General features: G+C 54.9%; 15 protein-coding genes. 9 read left to right on the top strand and 6 right to left on the bottom strand.

Annotated elements, in window-relative coordinates:
* Positions 1-3 precede the first annotated feature (3 nt).
* Together I6L53_RS18980 and I6L53_RS18975 are read left to right on the top strand one after the other, a co-directional pair.
* Positions 4-1194, top strand: a complete 1191-nt coding sequence (locus I6L53_RS18980; RefSeq protein WP_042324243.1) for a glycoside hydrolase family 88 protein — start codon at positions 4-6, stop codon at positions 1192-1194.
* Between the two features lie 175 nt (positions 1195-1369).
* The gene (locus I6L53_RS18975) at positions 1370-2554 is read left to right on the top strand and encodes an aminotransferase-like domain-containing protein (protein ID WP_042324241.1); all 1185 of its coding nucleotides are present in this window, start codon (positions 1370-1372) and stop codon (positions 2552-2554) included.
* Positions 2555-2608: 54 nt separating this feature from the next.
* On the opposite strand, the gene I6L53_RS18970 is transcribed toward I6L53_RS18975, so the two are convergent.
* From I6L53_RS18970 to qseB, 4 genes are all read right to left on the bottom strand, one after another.
* The gene (locus I6L53_RS18970) at positions 2609-2923 is read right to left on the bottom strand and encodes a putative quinol monooxygenase (RefSeq protein ID WP_042324239.1); all 315 of its coding nucleotides are present in this window, start codon (positions 2921-2923) and stop codon (positions 2609-2611) included.
* A 30-nt stretch (positions 2924-2953) separates the two neighbouring features.
* Positions 2954-3535, bottom strand: a complete 582-nt coding sequence (locus I6L53_RS18965; RefSeq protein ID WP_042324237.1) for an NAD(P)H-dependent oxidoreductase — start codon at positions 3533-3535, stop codon at positions 2954-2956.
* A gap of 108 nt (positions 3536-3643) precedes the next feature.
* Positions 3644-4993, bottom strand: coding sequence for a quorum sensing histidine kinase QseC (qseC, locus tag I6L53_RS18960; protein WP_042324235.1), 1350 nt, complete (start codon positions 4991-4993; stop codon positions 3644-3646).
* Positions 4984-5649, bottom strand: coding sequence for a quorum sensing response regulator transcription factor QseB (qseB, locus tag I6L53_RS18955; RefSeq protein ID WP_042324233.1), 666 nt, complete (start codon positions 5647-5649; stop codon positions 4984-4986). The genes qseC and qseB overlap by 10 nt, the downstream gene beginning before the upstream one ends.
* A 152-nt stretch (positions 5650-5801) precedes the next feature.
* On the opposite strand from qseB, the gene I6L53_RS18950 reads away from it, so the two are divergent.
* The 6 genes from I6L53_RS18950 (at position 5802) to I6L53_RS18925 (ending at position 13926) form a co-directional block, all read left to right on the top strand.
* Positions 5802-6194, top strand: a complete 393-nt coding sequence (locus I6L53_RS18950) for a YgiW/YdeI family stress tolerance OB fold protein (protein WP_042324346.1) — start codon at positions 5802-5804, stop codon at positions 6192-6194.
* A 130-nt stretch (positions 6195-6324) separates the two neighbouring features.
* Positions 6325-8583, top strand: a complete 2259-nt coding sequence (gene parC, locus I6L53_RS18945; RefSeq protein ID WP_042324231.1) for a DNA topoisomerase IV subunit A — start codon at positions 6325-6327, stop codon at positions 8581-8583.
* Positions 8584-8847: 264 nt separating this feature from the next.
* Positions 8848-9585, top strand: a complete 738-nt coding sequence (plsC, locus tag I6L53_RS18940) for a 1-acylglycerol-3-phosphate O-acyltransferase (RefSeq protein ID WP_042324229.1) — start codon at positions 8848-8850, stop codon at positions 9583-9585.
* Positions 9586-9707: 122 nt separating this feature from the next.
* Positions 9708-11120 (top strand): cell division protein FtsP, encoded by a 1413-nt coding sequence (gene ftsP / locus I6L53_RS18935; protein WP_042324227.1) that lies wholly within the window; start codon positions 9708-9710, stop codon positions 11118-11120.
* 109 nt (positions 11121-11229) lie between these two features.
* On the top strand, positions 11230-13401 hold the full coding sequence (locus tag I6L53_RS18930; protein ID WP_042324225.1) for a YgiQ family radical SAM protein: 2172 nt from the start codon (positions 11230-11232) through the stop codon (positions 13399-13401).
* A gap of 15 nt (positions 13402-13416) precedes the next feature.
* On the top strand, positions 13417-13926 hold the full coding sequence (locus I6L53_RS18925) for a carboxypeptidase-like regulatory domain-containing protein (protein WP_232231105.1): 510 nt from the start codon (positions 13417-13419) through the stop codon (positions 13924-13926).
* Between the two features lie 44 nt (positions 13927-13970).
* Here the strand turns inward: I6L53_RS18925 and dkgA are convergent, their stop codons facing one another.
* Both dkgA and yqhD read right to left on the bottom strand, forming a co-directional pair.
* Complete coding sequence (dkgA, locus tag I6L53_RS18920) at positions 13971-14798, bottom strand: 2,5-didehydrogluconate reductase DkgA (RefSeq protein ID WP_042324221.1); 828 nt, start codon at positions 14796-14798, stop codon at positions 13971-13973.
* 104 nt (positions 14799-14902) lie between these two features.
* Positions 14903-16066 (bottom strand): alcohol dehydrogenase, encoded by a 1164-nt coding sequence (yqhD, locus tag I6L53_RS18915; RefSeq protein WP_042324218.1) that lies wholly within the window; start codon positions 16064-16066, stop codon positions 14903-14905.
* Positions 16067-16260: 194 nt separating this feature from the next.
* On the opposite strand from yqhD, the gene I6L53_RS18910 reads away from it, so the two are divergent.
* On the top strand, positions 16261-17160 hold the full coding sequence (locus tag I6L53_RS18910; protein ID WP_042324217.1) for an AraC family transcriptional regulator: 900 nt from the start codon (positions 16261-16263) through the stop codon (positions 17158-17160).
* The last annotated feature ends 16 nt before the right edge of the window (positions 17161-17176 follow it).

The following is a 17176-nucleotide window of genomic DNA, read 5'->3' as shown; positions in this document are numbered from 1 at the left end:
AATATGTTAAATCACATCGTTGAGGAACGCCTGCGCGCTTTTCCTGGACAGCCGATCGATGCAGGGGCATTTCAGGATGAGATGCGCAGCGCGCGTGAGCATGTCCTTGAACTGATTCGTCGTCATTTAACGGAATTCGGTGAACACTTTCCAGCCGAAACCTGTGTGAAAGGGTATTACCCGTTAACGGATAATATCGAGTGGACAACCAGTTTCTGGACCGGGCAGCTATGGCTGGCCTGGGAGATGAGTGGCGACGCGGTATTCCGTGACATGGCGGAAAAGCACGTTCGCTCTTTTGGTCTGCGAATTGCCGGACGTCACGACACCAATACCCACGACCTGGGCTTTCTGTATACCCTTTCCTGCGTAGCGGCCTGGCGGTTGACGGGAAATCGCGATGCACGCGGGTTTTCACTGTTGGCAGCAGAAGCGCTGCTGGAGCGTTTTCACGAGAAAGCGCAGATCATTCAGGCGTGGGGCGATCTGAGCGACCCGGAACAGGCCGGACGGATGATCATCGACTGCAATATGAATTTACCCCTGCTGTACTGGGCGAGCGAGCAGACCGGCGATCCGCGTTTTGCGGACGCCGCGAAGGCGCACGTTGCCCAGGCGGCGAAGTATTTAATTCGTGAAGATGCATCCACTTTCCATACCTATTACATGGATGTGCACAGCGGTGCGCCGCGCTACGGGAACACACAGCAGGGCTATGCCGATGACTCGTGCTGGTCGCGCGGCCAGGCGTGGGGCATTTATGGTTTCCTGTTGAGCTATATCTACACCGGCGATACGCAGAAGGTGGCGCTGTCGAAAAAACTGGCCAATTACTTCCTGAATCGCCTGCCGGAAGATGCCGTCTGCCATTGGGATCTGGCGCTGGTCGGAACCGATGCGCTACGTGACTCCTCCTCCGCGGCCATCGCGGTTTGCGGTTTGCTGGAATTAATTAAACATTTGCCCGTTACCGATCCGGATCGCGAACGTTACCAGCAGTGGGCAATGGCGATCATGTCGTCGCTGACCAGGCACTATTTGATGGCGAAAGAGGAAAAGGGTAACGGCCTGTTGAAACACTCGGTTTATCACCTCTCGAGTAATAAAGGGGTGGATGAGTGTGCCAGTTGGGGAGATTACTTCTACGTGGAGGCGCTGGTGCGATTTACTCAGTGCTGGAAGCTCTACTGGTAAGTGTGAATTTCACGGTTGATCAAAAGGGTAAGCCTCGGGAGCTTACCCTTTTGCCATTATGATATCTGATTGATCTTGCCAGAGAGGTCTATTAGTCTCAATCGAGGCGAGAACGCGGATTTACGATAAGGCAATGACCGGGGACGGACGCCAAAATACATAATAAGGAAACAGGATGAACAACACACATCTGTCTAAGAGCGTCGACGCCCTTAAACCCTCCGCTATCAGGGAATTACTCAAACATAGCAAAATGCCTGGCGTAATTTCGCTGGGCGGCGGCATTCCCAGCCCGGAACTGTTTGATAAAACAGGGCTGAAAATGGCCACACGCAACATGATGGAAAGCCAATTTCTGAATGCGTTCCAGTACGGTCTGAGCGAAGGTTTTCCACCTCTGCGTGAAGCGATTAGTCAGTTATGCCAGAAACGCGGCATTCAGGCTGCCTCTGACGCGATCCTGGTGACCAATGGGTCACAGCAGTCGCTGGATATTCTGGTGAGAACGTTGATCAATCCGGGCGATAAAGTGGTGGTCGAACGCCCGACGTATCTTGCCGCATTGCAGGTTCTGCAACTGTCCCAGGCGGATATTCTGTCTGTTGGCACTGATAAAGACGGCATGATCGTGGACGATCTGGAAGTGTTGCTCCAGAGCAACACGATCAAGTTCGTGTATATCGTGCCGACGTTTGGTAACCCTGGCGGCGTGGTTCTGAGTGATTCCCGTCGGCAGAAGTTGGTTCAACTGGCGAAACAGCATGACTTTGCCATCATTGAGGATGATCCCTACGGCGAGATCAATTTCACCAATGAGACCTATAAAACGCTGTTCCAGCATGCCCGCGAGAGCGGATGCTCTGAGCAGGTGATTTATACCTCGACCTTTTCCAAGATTCTGGCCCCTGGCCTGCGCGTGGGTTGGGTGGTGCTGCCGGAATGGATCAGACAAAAAGCGACCATTGTTAAGCAGGCGACCGATCTGCATACCAGTGCGCATTCGCAGGCGATGGCGGCCAGCTATTTGACGTTAGGGCGTCTGGAAGATCAAATCCAGGTTATTCGTCAGTCATATCGTGAGAAGTGTTATGTGCTGGCGGAGGCGATTCGCAGTGAACTGGATGAGCATATCTCATTCCATATGCCGCAGGGGGGGATGTTCCTGTGGGGGACATTCCGTTACGATTTCGATGCTACGGCCTGGCTTTCCCGCACCTTGCAGGAAAAAGTGGTGTTCGTACCGGGCGAGTTTTTCTTCTGCAGTAATCCGGATAAACGTACGCTGCGCATGTCTTTTGCCACACCAACGGCGGATGAACTGGAAGAAGCGGTGCGAAGACTGAAAAAGGCGTTGCCCTGAGGTCGCTTTTGCCGGGTCTGGCATTGATGGCTGACCCGGCGCAACGCGGTATGTTTAAATACCGGATTCCAGAATACGAATATTCATATCCAGCACGTCGCCTTTAACGGCTTCGCTGTAGGCTTTCATATGCGGGGTCTGCAGATGCGCTTCAAGATGCGCGATGCTTTCCCACTGCTCAATCATGACGATTGAATCTGGCGCCGTGGTCTGGAAACTCACGTTTGCCGCATGATCTACCATCGGCGCGTAGCCGTGGCAGCCCTCTTCCTTCAGTACGACAGGAACGATTTTCGCAAACTGATCCAGGACGGCCTGACGGTGATGTTGTCCCGGACGGGTGCGGATTTCAGCAATAACTGTAAGCATGGTTAACTCCTTCTAATTCCAGATTACTAGTTAACCAAAAATCGCCTGCAGATGCTCGCGATATTCTGCAACATAACGTGGTACATCCGGCATTTTAATGACGTCATTGGTAATAAAGGTCGGCAGCGCTTCCATTCCAAGGAATTGATTCGCCTTATGGAATGGCAGATAAACGCCATCGACACCCACACCGTGGAAGAACTGATCTTTATCGGTGAAGGCTTCCATCGGCGCGTTCCAGGTCAGGGAGAGCATGTATTTTTTCCCCTGAATCAGGCCGCCGGAACCGTATTTTTTCGAGGCATCTGAGCGGGTACGACCATCGCTGGCATACAGTGTGCCGTGACCTTCGGTGAACACGTCATCAATGTATTTTTTCACGGTCCACGGTGCACCCATCCACCAACCAGGCATCTGCCAGATAACCACGTCAGCCCAGACGAAGTTCTGCACTTCTTCTTTCACGTCGTAATCACCGTCAGCCCGGACGATTTTGACGCTATGGCCGAGGTCACGCAGGGTGCCGTCAGCGACTTCCGTCAGCGTGTCATTCAGTTGACCGTTGGAGTGTGCAAATTTTTTTGCGCCGTTGATAATCAGGACGTTGCTCATTTTTTATCCTCTCAGGAATGCGTTTGAGGCTAATTTTACGTCAACAGGCCATACGGTGAAATTAGCAAAATGTGCAAAGTCTTTTGTGTATGGCGCAATAATCGACAGTTACCACTGCACCGTTGCGATAAAACCACCATCTGGCGCATTGCCAAATGACACCGTCATTGCGTGCAGAGCGGCAATGCGGCGGACAATCGACAGGCCCAGTCCGCTACCGGTAACGTGTTGGCCCGGCGGGCGATAAAAACGCTCACCAATGTGGGGGAGGACTTCCGCTGTGACGCCGGGGCCGTTATCTCTGACGGTAAACTGCCTGGCGTCAAGCGTGACATCAACCACGCTGCCTTTCGGACTGTAGCGGATGGCGTTATCCAGTAGATTGCGCACCAGCAGACTGAGCAGCAGCGGTTGACCGGTACGCATCACATTGTGGGCATTGATCTGCAAACGCACATCAATTTGCGCCTGCTGCGCGGGCTGCCAGATGTCCATCACCGCAGACTGAAGGAGCTCTTCAAGAGAGAGCATGGCGACGTCCTGCAGGTTATCCAGCGAGTCGAGACGGGAAAGCGTCAGGAGTTGGTCGACCAGACGCGTGGCGCGATCGATGCCCGTGTGGAGTTGCGTCAGGGCTTTCTCCCGCGCCAGCGGATCATCATCAGAAAGCTGCGCCACCTCCGTCTGGACTTTTAGCGCCGTTAGCGGACTGCGCAGTTCATGAGCGGCGTCTGAGGTAAAGCGTCGTTCGCGCACCATCATATTATGGGTGCGGGTAAAAAGCTGGTTGAGCGATTCGACCAGCGGACGCACCTCACTCGGGACGCCGTGTGAACTGAGCGGCTCGCTGGATTCCGGATCGCGCAGGCGCAACGCCTGCGCCAGTTTTTTCAGCGGCATGAGTTCCCGATGCAGTAGCATAATCATTAACAGCAGCATCAGCGGCAGCGCGATAAGCCAGGGGACCAGTTGCGCCGTCACAATCTCCAGCGCCATATCTTCACGATATTCCCACTCCTGGCCGACCACGATGCGGTACTTACCATCGGGGGAGGTCAGCCAGATAAAACGCCATTTGTCGTCATCACCGTTGAGCTGGCCGTCATCAAACCCTTCCCGACGATAGCTATAGGGGATGTTCTGACCATTGTCGCCATCGTGCAGGATCATCTTGCCGTCCGTGGTATAGACGGCAAAGGTCAGCGCGTCATCATCGACATGACCGTGCTTAAATTTTTTGGGCGTATGCGCCATCCGCTCAGTCGCATGCAATTCATTGATATCAAGCGTGATCAGGCGTTTGGCGAAGAGCATCAACTGCGTATCAAACAGCTCATCGACATTATCGGTAGTCTTCTTCCAGGCGACAAAGCTCGATGCCGCCCAGGTAATGGCTGCCAGAATTAGAAAGATGAGGGTAAGCCTGACGCGCAGGCTGAGTTGCCGGGTCACGATGATGCCTCGCCAAGCGTATAGCCAATGCCGTGAACGGTGCGAATAAAATTGCTGCCCAGTTTGCGCCGCAAATGGTGAACATGTACTTCAACGGCATTGCTGGTGACCTCTTCGTCCCAGGTATACAACTTCTCTTCGATGAGTTTGCGTGGCAATACGCGCCCGGCATTGCGCATCAATAATTCCAGCAGGGCGAACTCCTTTGGCTTGAGTATCAACGGTTCTCCCGCCAGCGTCGCGACCCGATCGCCGGGATTTAAGGTGACCTGCCCGTGGCGCAGTTCGCTGCTGGCCTGACCGCTGGCGCGACGCATCAGCGCTTCCAGCCTGGCGGCGACTTCAATCAGCGCGAATGGCTTACACAGATAATCATCCGCCCCGAGGCGAAGTCCTTCCACGCGCTCGGCCAGGGCATCACGCGCGGTGAGGATCAGCACCGGTTCGCGCTTTCCCTGTTCACGCCAGTCGCGCAGAATATCGCGTCCGTCCATTCCTGGCAGCGTAAGGTCGAGGATCACCGCATCATAAGGCGCGCTGTAGAGCGCTTCTTTTCCCTGACGACCTTCGGTAAACCAGTCGACGCTAAAGCCCATTTTGCTTAACCCGGTTTTAATGCCATCGCCAATCATCGCATCATCTTCAATCAGTAAAATTCGCATCGTTTCATCCCTGCGCCCGCTGTGACAGAGGCAAGTAAACCCCGATGTCACACGTGATGTACAGCAAAAATGAGACTTTTTTTTGCCTTAAGAACTCGTTAAGAATTACGGTATTTAATGGATGCGAAATGACATCAAAGGGAGAAATGATCATGAAAAAATTGGCTGCAATTGTTGCCGTTATGGCGCTCTGCTCCGCACCGGTTCTGGCGGCGCAGCAGGGTGGTTTTTCTGGCCCGTCCGCGACGCAAACGCAGAGCGGCGGCTTCCAGGGGCCTAACGGCAGTAGCACGACGGTAGAAAGTGCGAAATCCCTGCGTGATGACACCTGGGTGACGCTGCGCGGCAACATCGTTGAACGCATTTCCGATGACCTTTATCTGTTTAAAGATGCGACAGGGACCATCAATGTCGATATCGACCACAAACGCTGGAACGGCGTGACGGTCACCCCGCAGGATACCGTTGAAATTCAGGGGGAAGTGGACAAAGACTGGAATTCCGTTGAAATTGACGTGAAGCAAATCAGTAAAGTCAGCAAATAATCCCTGTCAGGGCCGCGTTCGCGGCCCTTTTCTTTGTGACTCAACGCGTCAGATAAGGTAGTATCTGCGGCAATATTGCCTGAAAAGATACCGGGTATCTGGCGGGCTTACAGTTGAGGAATCACGATTAATGAGCGATATGGCAGAGCGCCTTGCGCTGCATGAATTCACGGAAAACGCCTATCTGAATTACTCCATGTACGTCATCATGGACAGGGCGTTGCCGTTTATTGGTGATGGTCTGAAACCCGTTCAGCGCCGCATCGTCTATGCGATGTCAGAGCTGGGGCTGAACGCCAGCGCCAAATTTAAAAAATCCGCCCGTACCGTCGGCGACGTGTTGGGTAAATACCACCCGCACGGGGACAGCGCCTGCTATGAGGCCATGGTGCTGATGGCGCAGCCGTTCTCTTACCGTTATCCGCTGGTTGATGGCCAGGGGAACTGGGGGGCGCCAGACGATCCGAAATCCTTCGCGGCGATGCGTTATACCGAATCCCGCCTGTCAAAATACGCTGAACTGTTGCTGAGCGAACTGGGACAGGGAACCGCAGACTGGGTGCCCAACTTCGACGGGACGATGCAGGAGCCGAAAATGCTGCCCGCGCGTCTGCCGAATATCCTGCTTAACGGCACAACCGGTATCGCGGTCGGCATGGCGACGGATATCCCGCCGCACAACCTGCGCGAAGTGGCAAAAGCCGCGATTACCCTGATTGAACAGCCGAAAACGACGCTGGACGAGCTGCTGGATATTGTTCACGGCCCGGACTACCCGACCGAAGCGGAAATCATTACCCCGCGCGCCGAAATTCGTAAGATTTATGAAAATGGACGCGGCTCCGTGCGCATGCGTGCGGTGTGGAAGAAAGAAGACGGCGCGGTGGTAATTACTGCACTGCCGCATCAGGTCTCCGGCGCGCGCGTACTGGAGCAAATCGCGGCCCAGATGCGCAATAAAAAGCTGCCAATGGTCGACGATCTGCGCGATGAGTCAGATCACGAAAACCCGACTCGTCTGGTGGTGGTGCCGCGTTCCAATCGTGTGGACATGGAGCAGGTAATGAACCACCTGTTTGCGACCACCGATCTGGAAAAGAGCTATCGCATTAACCTCAATATGATCGGTCTTGACGGGCGTCCGGCGGTGAAAAACCTGCTGGAGATCCTCACCGAATGGCTGGCGTTCCGTCGTGATACCGTGCGTCGCCGCCTGAACTATCGTCTGGAGAAAGTCCTCAAACGCCTGCATATCCTGGAAGGTTTGCTGGTGGCGTTTCTCAATATCGACGAAGTCATTGAGATCATCCGTACTGAAGATGAGCCCAAGCCAGCGCTGATGTCGCGTTTTGGTATTACCGAAACGCAGGCCGAAGCAATCCTCGAACTGAAATTGCGTCATCTCGCCAAACTGGAAGAGATGAAGATTCGCGGTGAGCAGGATGAGCTGGCGAAAGAGCGCGATCAGCTGCAGGCGATTCTCGCCTCTGAACGCAAAATGAATACCCTGCTGAAGAAAGAGTTGCAGGCGGATGCCGACGCCTATGGTGACGATCGTCGTTCACCGCTGCGCGAGCGCGAAGAAGCGAAAGCGATGAGCGAACACGACATGCTGCCGTCTGAGCCGGTGACGATCGTACTGTCTCAGATGGGCTGGGTGCGTAGCGCCAAAGGTCACGACATCGACGCGCAGGGACTGAACTACAAAGCGGGCGATAGCTTTAAGTCGGCGGTGAAAGGTAAGAGTAACCAGCCGGTGGTGTTTATCGATACCACCGGGCGCAGTTACGCCATTGACCCGATCACGCTGCCGTCGGCGCGCGGTCAGGGCGAGCCGTTGACCGGTAAACTGACGCTACCGCCAGGCGCTACCGTTGAGCATATGCTGATGGAAGGCGATGAGCAGAAACTGCTGATGGCATCGAATGCGGGTTACGGTTTTGTCTGTACGTTCAACGATCTGGTGGCGCGTAACCGTGCCGGTAAGACGCTCATTACGCTTCCGGAAAATGCTCGCGTTATGCCGCCGGTGGTGATTGAAGATGAAACGGATATGCTGCTGGCGATTACGCAGGCCGGACGTATGCTGATGTTCCCGGTCAGCGATCTGCCGCAGCTATCGAAAGGGAAAGGGAATAAGATCATCAACATTCCGTCCGCAGAAGCGGCGCGTGGTGACGACGCGCTGGCGCTGCTCTATGTTCTGCCGCCGCAGAGCACGCTGACTATTCACGTCGGGAAACGCAAAATTAAGCTGCGTCCTGAAGAGTTGCAGAAAGTGACCGGCGAACGAGGTCGTCGCGGGACGTTGATGCGCGGTTTGCAGCGCATCGATCGCATCGACATTGATTCGCCGCGTCGTGCTGGCAGCGGTGACAGCGAAGAGTAATTTGCGTGAAATGCCGGATGGGGCTTTGCCTCATCCGGCTTACGCAGATGCCTCTTGTGGACCGGATCAGGGCTTACGGCGGTATCCGCCGCAAGGGGCGAGCCATTCGCTCCTGCCGAATTACAGTAAAATTTCCCGTAAAACCGTTGTTTATTCGTGAGTAGCGATTAACAATACAGTTTTCCAGAGAGCCATATTAACAATACCCTAACCTGGATAGCAGGTGACGTAGAATCCCGGGCTCTTAGGCCTTCAGAGGTTGTTATGCTATTTATTTTTCGACTTATTATTACCGTTATCTATTCCATTCTGGTTTGTGTTTTCGGTTCTCTTTACTGCTTACTCAGCCCGCGTAACCCAAAACACGTCGCGACCTTCGGGCACATGTTTGGTCGTCTGTCGCCGGTGTTCGGCCTGAAAGTTGAGTGCCGTAAACCCGCGGATGCGGAAAGCTACGGCAACGCTATCTACATCGCTAACCATCAGAATAATTACGATATGGTGACCGCCGCGAATATCGTGCAGCCGCCAACCGTGACCGTTGGGAAGAAAAGCCTGCTGTGGATCCCGTTTTTTGGTCAACTGTACTGGCTGACGGGAAATCTGCTGATTGACCGTAATAACCGTGCAAAAGCGCACGGTACGATTGCCGAAGTAGTGAACCATTTTAAAAAGCGTCGCATCTCCATCTGGATGTTCCCGGAAGGCACTCGTAGCCGGGGGCGTGGCCTGCTGCCGTTTAAAACCGGGGCTTTTCATGCCGCGATTGCTGCTGGCGTCCCAATTATTCCGGTGTGCGTTTCCAATACCTCGAATAAAATTAACCTGAATCGCCTGAAAAATGGTCTGGTGATTGTGGAGATGCTGCCGCCGGTGGATACCAGTCAGTATGGTAAAGATCAGGTTCGTGAACTGGCCGCGCACTGCCGCTCGCTGATGGAACAAAAGATTGCTGAACTTGATCAAGAAGTCGCCGAGCGAGAAGCTGCCGGGAAAGTTTGATTCAGCGACAAATGCTTACTCATTCACGCTGCAAGCCAATGTACATGCAGCGTGGAGTATGACGAGTTTTTGCAGGAAACGAGTTCCTGCCCGTAATTTAGCCAGTTTTACATGGAGCTTATATGTCATTCAGTCGGCGTCAGTTCATTCAGGCATCGGGGATCGCGCTGTGTGCCGGTGCTGTTCCGCTGAGGGCCAATGCTGCCGGTCAGCAACAGCCGCTGCCCGTTCCGCCGCTACTGGAGTCACGCCGGGGCCAGCCGCTGTTTATGACGCTACAGCGTTCGCACTGGTCCTTTACCCAGGGCACGCGGGCGCCAGTCTGGGGGATTAACGGGCGTTACCTCGGTCCGACGATCCGCGTCTGGAAAGGGGATGACGTTAAACTGATCTACAGTAACCGTCTGGCGGAAAATGTCTCTATGACTATCGCCGGTCTACAGGTGCCAGGTCCGCTGATGGGCGGTCCGGCGCGCATGATGTCGCCAAACGCGGACTGGGCGCCCGTGCTGCCTATTCGTCAGAATGCCGCCACGCTGTGGTATCACGCCAATACGCCGAACCGTACCGCCCAGCAGGTATACAACGGTCTGGCGGGGATGTGGTTGGTTGAAGATGAGGTGAGTAAATCGCTGCCGATCCCAAACCATTATGGCGTCGATGACTTCCCCGTCATTATTCAGGATAAGCGACTGGATAACTTTGGCACGCCGGAATACAGCGAGCCTGGCAGCGGCGGCTTTGTCGGCGATACGCTGTTGGTCAACGGGGTGCAAAGTCCTTACGTGGAAGTCTCCCGTGGCTGGGTGCGTTTGCGCCTGCTGAACGCCTCTAACTCCCGTCGTTATCAGTTGCAGATGAGTGACGGACGCGCGCTGCATGTCATCTCCGGCGATCAGGGCTTTTTGCCCGCGCCGGTGTCAGTCAAGCAACTGTCGCTGGCACCCGGCGAGCGCCGAGAAATTCTGGTCGATATGACCAATGGCGATGAAGTGTCGATTACCTGTGGCGAGGCGGCGAGCATTGTCGACAGGATCCGTGGTTTCTTTGAACCGTCGAGCATTCTGGTTTCCACGCTGGTGTTAACGCTGCGCCCAACCGGCCTGCTGCCATTGGTGACCGACAGCCTGCCGATGCGTCTGCTGCCGACTGAGATCATGAGCGGTACGCCGATTCGCAGTCGCGATATCAGTTTGGGCGACGATCCGGGCATCAACGGCCAGCTATGGGACGTCAACCGCATTGATATCACCGCGCAGCAGGGCTCCTGGGAGCGCTGGACGGTGCGTGCCGATATGCCGCAGTCGTTCCACATCGAAGGGGTATCGTTCCTCGTGCGTAACGTTAATGGCGCGATGCCGTTCCCGGAAGATCGTGGCTGGAAAGATACCGTCTGGGTGGATGGGCAGGTGGAACTGCTGGTCTGGTACGGACAGCCTTCCTGGGCGCATTTCCCGTTCTACTTTAACAGCCAGACGCTGGAAATGGCGGACCGTGGTTCTATCGGGCAGATTCTGGTCAATCCGGCGGCGTAATCCTCCTCTCTCTCGCTGATGTGCGAGAGAGATTATCCTTCGATTTCTCTTTCGTTCCGGCATATAATCGCCGGCCTTTGATTATTTTTTTACCATTTTTGGAAGCACTATGAGCGCAATATCCCTGATCCAGCCAGACAGAGATCTCTTCTCCTGGCCTCAGTACTGGGCGGCCTGTTTTGGTCCCGCTCCTTTTTTGCCGATGTCACGCGACGAAATGGATCAACTTGGCTGGGATAGCTGCGACATTATTTTGGTTACCGGTGACGCCTATGTCGATCACCCGAGTTTCGGTATGGCGATTTGCGGCCGAATGCTGGAAGCGCAGGGCTTCCGTGTCGGCATCATTGCGCAGCCGGACTGGAACAGCAAAGACGATTTCATGCGTCTGGGCAAACCGAACCTGTTCTTTGGCGTAACCGCTGGCAACATGGACTCGATGATCAACCGCTATACCGCCGATCGTCGCCTGCGCCATGATGATGCCTATACCCCGGATAACGTGGCGGGCAAGCGCCCGGATCGCGCCACGCTGGTCTATACCCAGCGCTGCAAAGAGGCGTGGAAAGACGTGCCGGTGATCCTTGGCGGCATTGAAGCGAGCCTGCGCCGTACCGCGCATTATGATTACTGGTCCGATACCGTGCGCCGTTCCGTGCTGGTGGATTCCAAGGCCGACATGCTGATGTTTGGTAACGGCGAACGTCCGCTGGTAGAAGTGGCACACCGTCTGGCGATGGGGGAAACCATCAGCCAGATCCGCGATGTGCGTAACACCGCGATTATGGTGAAAGAAGCGCTGCCTGGCTGGAGCGGCGTCGATTCTACGCGTCTGGATACGCCGGGGAAAATTGACCCGATCCCGCATCCGTATGGCGAAGATTTGCCGTGTGCCGACAACAAACCCGTCGCGCCGAAAAAGCAGGAGGCCAAAGCCATCACCGTGCAGCCAGCGCGTCCGAAGCCGTGGGAAAAGACCTACGTTCTGCTGCCGTCCTTTGAAAAAGTGAAGGGCGACAAAGTGCTGTATGCGCACGCCTCGCGGATCCTGCACCATGAAACTAACCCTGGTTGTGCGCGTGCGTTGATGCAAAAGCATGGCGATCGCTACATCTGGATCAACCCGCCGGCGATCCCGCTGTCAACCGAAGAGATGGACAGCGTCTTCGCCCTGCCGTATAAGCGCGTGCCGCACCCGGCGTATGGCAACAGCCGCATTCCGGCCTATGAGATGATTCGTTTCTCAATCAACATTATGCGCGGCTGCTTTGGCGGCTGCTCGTTCTGTTCGATCACCGAGCATGAAGGGCGCATTATCCAGAGCCGCTCTGAAGATTCGATCATTAATGAGATCGAAGCGATCCGCGATACCGTCCCGGGCTTCACCGGCGTGATCTCCGATCTCGGTGGCCCGACGGCCAACATGTACATGCTGCGCTGCAAGTCACCGCGTGCGGAACAGACCTGCCGTCGTCTGTCGTGCGTCTATCCGGACATCTGTCCGCATATGGATACCAACCACGAGCCGACGATCAACCTTTATCGTCGTGCCCGCGACCTGAAAGGCATCAAAAAGATCCTCATCGCCTCCGGCGTGCGTTACGATATCGCGGTTGAAGACCCGCGCTATATTAAAGAACTGGCGAGCCACCACGTCGGCGGTTATCTGAAGATAGCGCCGGAGCATACCGAAGAAGGGCCGCTGTCGAAGATGATGAAACCGGGCATGGGCAGCTATGACCGTTTCAAGGAACTGTTCGATCTCTACTCGAAGCAGGCTGGCAAAGAGCAGTATCTGATCCCGTATTTCATCTCCGCACACCCAGGGACACGTGACGAGGATATGGTGAATCTGGCGCTGTGGCTGAAGAAACATCGCTTCCGTCTCGATCAGGTGCAGAACTTCTATCCGTCGCCGCTGGCAAACTCGACCACCATGTATTACACCGGCAAAAACCCGTTGGGTAAAATTGGCTATAAGAGTGAAGATGTGGTGGTGCCGAAAGGCGATAAGCAGCGTCGTCTGCATAAAGCGCTACTGCGTTACCACGATCCGGCAAACTGGCCGATGATCCGTCAGGCGCTGGAAGAGATGGGTAAAAAGCACCTGATTGGCGGGCGCCGCGAGTGTCTGGTGCCTGCGCCAACGCTGGAAGAGATGCGCGAGGCGCGTCGTCAGAACCGCAACACCCGTCCGGCGTTGACCAAGCACACACCGGTGGCGCATCAGCGTCAGACGCCTGCCGCCAATAAAAAGCGGGCAAAAGTCGCCGGACGATAAATCGGTAGCCCGGTAATGTCAAACGTACCGGGTCGTTTATATCGCGTGATAAATTTGGCTGCTGTTGCAGCCATTTTTTCGTCCATAGCAAGCAAAAGAATATCGGGAGCAGAGATGAAAGCAGGGATGATGGTTGGGGCGATAGCGATCGCACTACTGCAAAGCGGTTGCGTGGTGCATCAGCAGATACAGCCTGAGGTGGCAGGACGGCTTGTCGATAGTTCCGGTGAACCAGTACAAGGTGCGCAACTGATCCTGGTGAGCAGCAGTGAGAAGTCCGCTCAGACACACTCTGATGGCGATGGTCGTTTTGCTTTTCCGGCTGCCTATAAATGGACCTTCTTTTTGCCAATAGGGCCAGGGGACTGGTATTTTCACTCTGTGCTACACGTGAGTGTGAATGGCAAGGACTATGAAACCGATCTGGGCGGTGCTTTTGGTGGGCCGCACGCGCTTGAGGGTAGGGAATTCAACATGACGTGTGCGTTGCCGGACAAACCTGGGGAGGTGTCATGCCAGGAGTGAAGACAGTAAAAGCCCGACGTTAAGCCGGGCTTGAAAGAAGGGAATTAGCCGCCGAACTGATCCGGGTCAGGCCCCAGGCGTTTGCCCTGATCGAGTTTTGCGATCTCGCCCAGCTCATCTTTGTCGAGACGAAAATCCCAGACGTCGAAGTTCTCGGCGATACGCGACGGCGTGACGGATTTCGGAATCACCACCAGACCGTTATCCAGATGCCAGCGGATGACAATCTGCGCCGGGGTTTTACCGTATTTATCCGCCAGGGAGCGAATTATTTTTTGATCGAAAACGCCTTCACCGCCCTGCGCCAGCGGGCTCCAGGACTCGGTCTGGATTTTATGCGTCGCATTCCATGCGTGGAGCTGACGCTGCTGCATCAGCGGATGCAGCTCGATCTGGTTAATCACCGGTGTGACGCCCGTTTCGTCAATCAGTCTCTGGAGATGGTTGACCTGGAAGTTACACACGCCGATGCTCTTAATCAGTCCCTCTTTTTGCAGCTCAATCATGCCTTGCCAGGCAGCAACATAGTGATCGATTGCCGGAACCGGCCAGTGCATCAGATACAGATCGAGATAATCGAGCTGGAGTTTTTCCAGGCTCTCCATTAACGCTTCGCGGGGGCGCTTCTGATCGTCATTCCACAGCTTGGTGGTGATGAACAACTCGTCGCGGGGGAGACCTGCGCTGGCTAACGCTTTGCCGACGCCGTCTTCATTTTTGTATGCGGCGGCGGTATCTATAGACCGATAGCCGACTTCCAGTGCTTTATGAATGGCGGAGACGACCTCGTCGTTACCGGCTTTCCATACGCCTAACCCCAGTTGGGGCATTACGTTGCCATCCTGAAGCTTAATTACGGTTTGGTTTGCCATTTTTCCTCCTTCATGTGCTCATCACCGGAGGGGGACTCCGGTGATGTAGGGTGACTTAAGTCTGGACGAAATGCCCAAAAACGAAAGCCAGAGGTGAAAAAAGCTTAGCGGGCTGCCTCGTAAATACGACGGCTGACATCTAGGGTAATATCTTTATGTTCACCCAGTTGCGTCATGCCGTGCTCTTCCAGTTTCGCCAGCAGGGCCGGGATTGAACTGCCATCAAGGCCATAGCCTGACAGGCGAGTCGGAACGCCCAGTTGTTCGAAGAAATTACGGGTGGCCGCGATCGCGGCATCGATACGCTCATCTTCAGACCCGTCGGTGATGTTCCATACGCGCTCGGCATATTGCAGCAGTTTGCCACGTTTGGTATCGCGTTTTTCATTCCACAGTGCAGGCAGAACCACCGCCAGCGTCTGGGCGTGATCCAGACCGTGCATCGCCGTCAGTTCGTGGCCCAGCATATGCGTTGCCCAGTCCTGCGGCACACCCGCGCCAATCAGACCATTCAGCGCCTGGGTAGCCGCCCACATTACGTTTGCGCGAACATCGTAATTTTCCGGATCTTTCAGCGCTTTCGGGCCATCTTCTACCAGCGTCAGCAGAATGCCTTCCGCGAAGCGATCCTGAATTTTTGCATCAACCGGATACGTGACGTACTGCTCAACGGTATGCACAAATGCATCAACCACGCCGTTGGCCACCTGACGTGGCGGCAGGGTGTAAGTGTAAACCGGATCCAGTACCGCAAAGACCGGCTGCACATGTGCTGAGTGGAAGGCCTGCTTGTCACCGGTGGTTTTACGCGAGATGACCGCACCTTTGTTGGATTCAGAACCCGTCGCCGGCAGCGTTAGCACGGAACCCATCGGGATCGCGCTTTTGATGTCGCTACCGCTGGTCTGCAGGATGTGCCACGGGTCAACGCCATCCGCATAATGAGCGGCAGCGGCGATGAATTTGGTGCCATCAAGAACAGACCCCCCGCCAACGGCCAACAGGAAGGTAATGTTTTCTTCGCGGGCGATTTTTACCGCGTTCATCAGGGTTTCATACGACGGGTTAGGTTCGATGCCGCCAAATTCACGGACATCCAGACCTTTCAGTGCGTCCTGTACCTGCGCCAGCACGCCGGTCTTTTTCACGCTGCCGCCGCCATAAGTGATCAGCACGCGTGCGTCCTGAGGGATTTGTGCGCGCAGTTCAGCAATCGCACCTTTACCAAACAGAATGCGAGTCGGGGTATGCAGATTAAAGTTATTCATTGCTCGTTCCCTTATGTGGGTAAAAAAAAGAGGGCAGGCGGGGTCTGCCGGATGGAGAATATTGTGGTCGTGCGCGGCTATCCTCTCAATGCTCATTTCTGCCAATGTCTTGCCCATTTCTCCAGAGTGCTGGAGAAAAACGATAAATTTGCGCACAATCAAGGCGTCGTCATCCGTTGAGAAAATAACCTGTCATGAACCGCGAAGAGATCTGTTTACTGCTGACTGATAAAGTTAAGCAGTTGAAAAACAATGAACATAAGCTCGGTGAACTGCTGCCAGACATCCGTCTGCTGTATGGTACTGAACCGGGTTTACGTACTCCCGTCATGTACGACCCCGGCATCATATTTCTCTTTTCAGGCCATAAAATCGGTTACATCAATGAGCGGGTTTTCCGTTACGACGCCAATGAATACCTGCTGCTGACAGTACCATTACCCTTCGAATGTGAAACCTATGCGACACCGGACGTGCCGCTCGCCGGATTTCGCATCAATGTCGATATTCTGCAGTTGCAGGAACTGCTGATGGACATTGGCGAGGACGAGCGCTTTCAGCCGTCGATGGCGGCAAGCGGGATCAACTCCGCGACGCTCTCCGAGGAGATCCTCTGCGCGGCAGAACGTCTGCTCGACGTCATGGAGCGGCCACTGGACGCGCGCATTCTCGGTAAACAGATCATCCGCGAGATCCTTTATCACGTTCTGACCGGGCCACGCGGCGGTGCGCTGCTGGCACTGGTGAGCCGTCAAACGCACTTCAGCCTGATTAGCCGCGTGCTCAAACGCATTGAAAATAAGTACACCGAAAACCTCAATGTCGAGCAGCTGGCAGCCGAAGCCAACATGAGTGTCTCTGCGTTCCACCATAATTTTAAGTCAGTCACCAGCACCTCGCCGTTGCAGTACCTGAAAACCTATCGGTTACATAAAGCGCGGATGATGATGATTCACGACGGCATGAAGGCCAGCGCGGCGGCAATGCGGGTGGGGTATGAAAGCGCGTCGCAGTTCAGTCGCGAATTTAAGCGCTATTTCGGCGTGACGCCGGGAGAAGATGCGGCGCGGATCCGCACCATGCAGGGGAGTTAACGTTATTGCGAGTCAG

The organism is Citrobacter farmeri (assembly GCF_019048065.1).
Lineage (GTDB): Bacteria > Pseudomonadota > Gammaproteobacteria > Enterobacterales > Enterobacteriaceae > Citrobacter_A > Citrobacter_A farmeri.
This window is presented reverse-complemented; position numbering and strand designations above follow the sequence as displayed.